Source organism: Pseudomonadota bacterium, from assembly GCA_039196715.1.
GTDB lineage: Bacteria > Pseudomonadota > Gammaproteobacteria > CALCKW01 > CALCKW01 > CALCKW01.
Genome location: JBCCUP010000158.1, coordinates 1 through 2,559 on the forward strand (window position 1 = coordinate 1; position 2,559 = coordinate 2,559).

At 67.7% G+C, this 2,559-nt stretch carries 6 protein-coding genes; all 6 read right to left on the bottom strand.

Going from position 1 to position 2,559, the window contains the following annotated elements; translation table 11 throughout:
* Positions 1-237, bottom strand: a 237-nt coding sequence (locus AAGA11_22980) for a hypothetical protein (GenBank protein MEM9605739.1), incomplete at its 3' end; no start/stop codon positions are given.
* A gap of 186 nt (positions 238-423) precedes the next feature.
* Positions 424-861, bottom strand: a complete 438-nt coding sequence (locus tag AAGA11_22985; GenBank protein ID MEM9605740.1) for a DUF423 domain-containing protein — start codon at positions 859-861, stop codon at positions 424-426.
* 3 nt (positions 862-864) lie between these two features.
* Positions 865-1,395, bottom strand: coding sequence for a phospholipase D-like domain-containing protein (locus tag AAGA11_22990; GenBank protein MEM9605741.1), 531 nt, complete (start codon positions 1,393-1,395; stop codon positions 865-867).
* Between the two features lie 112 nt (positions 1,396-1,507).
* Complete coding sequence (locus tag AAGA11_22995) at positions 1,508-1,666, bottom strand: hypothetical protein (GenBank protein MEM9605742.1); 159 nt, start codon at positions 1,664-1,666, stop codon at positions 1,508-1,510.
* Positions 1,667-1,722: 56 nt separating this feature from the next.
* On the bottom strand, positions 1,723-2,301 hold the full coding sequence (locus tag AAGA11_23000; GenBank protein MEM9605743.1) for a sarcosine oxidase subunit gamma family protein: 579 nt from the start codon (positions 2,299-2,301) through the stop codon (positions 1,723-1,725).
* Positions 2,294-2,559: glycine cleavage T C-terminal barrel domain-containing protein (locus AAGA11_23005; GenBank protein MEM9605744.1), on the bottom strand; the 266-nt coding region annotated here is incomplete at its 5' end. The genes AAGA11_23005 and AAGA11_23000, both read right to left, overlap by 8 nt.

The following is a 2,559-nucleotide window of genomic DNA, read 5'->3' on the forward strand; positions in this document are numbered from 1 at the left end:
CACGGACTTGTCCCAGCTGTGACCTGTCGACTTGATCGAAGAACCACCCGATGCGCCTGACGGCGTACCCACCGGCGCCCACGTGAACTGGCTGCCAGCGGTGACTGCACCGTTCTCCGCTTCCATCACAACCAGGCCTTGATCGTCCTGGATGTAAGCCGCTAGTACGCTACCCGACGCGAGGAACAACAAAAGTGAAACGAACTGAAACGCTCTGACTACCGTGTTTAGAGCCATAGTGGCATGCCTTCCATATGCATTAACGCAGTCATTAACGAACAAACGGGTGCTGAACACAATGACTCAAACTAGCCATCTGGCAAGACAGGCGCGGCAGAGGTATCAGTCGAAAGGCAGCGCGGGTACTTTTGAGACCGCCACTGGCAGTCCGAGCTCCTAACACGGCGAATCCACGCTGCCTCCTCAGCGCCGGCTCGCTTGCCAGGCCGACAGCGCGAGCACACCCCAGCCCGCCAGCAACAACACACCGCCGATCGGTGTCACAGCGCCGAGGATGCGCGGGGCGCCGAAGGCCATCGCCAGCAAGGTCCCGCTGAACACCACCGCGCCGGCGCACAGCAACCACCCCGCCCGGCAGCCCGCGGGTCCGATCACCGGCCGCAGTGCTGAACAGGCGACGGCGAGGACGGCGTGCACCAGCAGGTAGTGCGTCGCTGCCTGGTACCAGCCTTGCGCTTTGACGCTGAGCTGGCCGTCGAGCGCGTGCGCGCCGAAGGCACCGGCCGCCACGGCCACCCCACCGAGCAGCGCCGACAGGCACAGCAGCGCCGTGTCGCTGCGGCGGGACGCACCCGCCGAGGGTTGATCAGCTGAAGGGTCAACACGCTGCGGTTCGGACACGGCTCAGTGCATCTCGTCGATCGGATCCGGGCAGTAGCGTCGCCGTTTGCACTGCGCGCAGAAGGTCCCGAGGTAGAGGTCGTCGATCCAGCGCATGAGCTGACCGACCTGTTTGGCGTCATCGAACCAGAACCCCGCCTCGAAATTGCGGCTGTGCACGTTCTTCGCGCCGAGGCCCGCCCCCGTGAGGTTGGCCGAACCGATGAACGCGCCCTGGCCGTCGATGACAATCGCCTTGGTGTGGACCCGCGGACAGAGAATGCGTTCGAACAGGTCGCTGTGTATCAACGCCGGGAACGCGTCGAAATGGGCGCGAAAACGCGGCCCTGCCTCCTTGGCGTGAATCAGGCGAACGCCCACACCGTTCTCGATCAGGCGCGACAACACCGCCAGCAGCGGCTCGAAGCCGTGCCCCACGTCGAGGTGCAGGTCCTTGATGTCGGCGGTGACAATCCAGACGAAGCGACGGGCAGCGGGCAGCTTCTCGAGCATCACCTCGGTGTAGATGTCGCGGTTGAGCAACAGATCGTGCATGACCGAGTCTAGTCCGCGTCAGCGTGACGTTTGCCAAACGCGTCTGTCGCGGTGGTGCGACTCGCTGCAGCAGGCCGTTGCGCCACGCTGTGCCGCCGTTTCGAGCCACTGGTCAGGCTGACGCGTCAAAGCCGCGGGGCGCGAACAGCGCGTCGCTGTGCTCGGACCGCCGCGTGGTCACGCCGACGTGGTGGCTCGCCGAGCTGGCCACCGCACCGACCGGGAAGGCCGCGACGTTCGCAGCCAGGCATCCTCCACGTCTCGCTTGCACGGATGGTCGTCACGCGGCCGGGCGCCCAACGTTGGCGTCTTGTTTGGCCTCGCGTCTCAGTCGACGAACTGCGCGGTCGCGCCGAACTGCGCCGCCGTTTCCAGCAGCAGCGCCCACACCGACGCGGCAAAGCCCCGTGGCGCGAAGAGTTCGTATCCGCGTTCGGAGCGCCAGACGGTCACGCCGACGTGGTGGATGGCGGAGCTCGCAACCGCGCCGACCGGAAAGGCCGCGTCGTTGAGGTTGAGTGGCAGGTGGCGCATCAGCAGCGTGGCCGCGGCCTCGCCGGACACACGCACCTGCGTGCGGGCGTGCGACAGGTCGACGCGCGCGCCCTGGTCGCTTGCGAGCGCTGCCGGTTCGACACCGAGCACCCACCACGTCAGCGGCTCCACCCGCAGCAACGCGCCCGTGTCGCCGGTGACCGACTGGCCCGGCCCGGGCGCCCGCGCTGCGCCGAGGGGCGCCGCCACCGCGGCACCAACCGCGCCCAGCGTGTCCGGCCAGGCGGCGACCTGCCAGAGCACCACCTCGCGCACCACGTCGAAGTGGACGCCGGTGCGCCCCGGCTCACCGATGTGCCCCGCGGGCACGCGCCCCTCCAGGGCAGACTGTCTGATCGCGAGGTCAGCCATGCATGCGCTCTCCGCTCGGGTCGTACATGTGGGGCGAGACGATCTCCACCGCCACGCTGCTGTCACGCACCGGGTCGGCTGCGACCGCCGTCTTGCCTTCCCAGGCCGTGTGACCACCGGCGATGAAGCCGAGGCCGATCCAGTGCCCAAGCGCCGGCGAGTGGGTCACGCCGGTGATCCAGCCCTCGCCGAGGCCGACCGGCTCGTCCTCGCGCATCAGCACACTGCCGGCGTTGAAGGTCTCGTCCCGGTTCTTCG

Excerpts from the sequence above, each read along its gene's own strand:
- AAGA11_23000 (MEM9605743.1), bottom strand. The coding sequence starts at position 2,301 with ATGGCTGACCTCGCGATCAGACAGTCTGCCCTGGAGGGGCGCGTGCCC.
- AAGA11_22990 (MEM9605741.1), bottom strand. The coding sequence starts at position 1,395 with ATGCACGATCTGTTGCTCAACCGCGACATCTACACCGAGGTGATGCTC.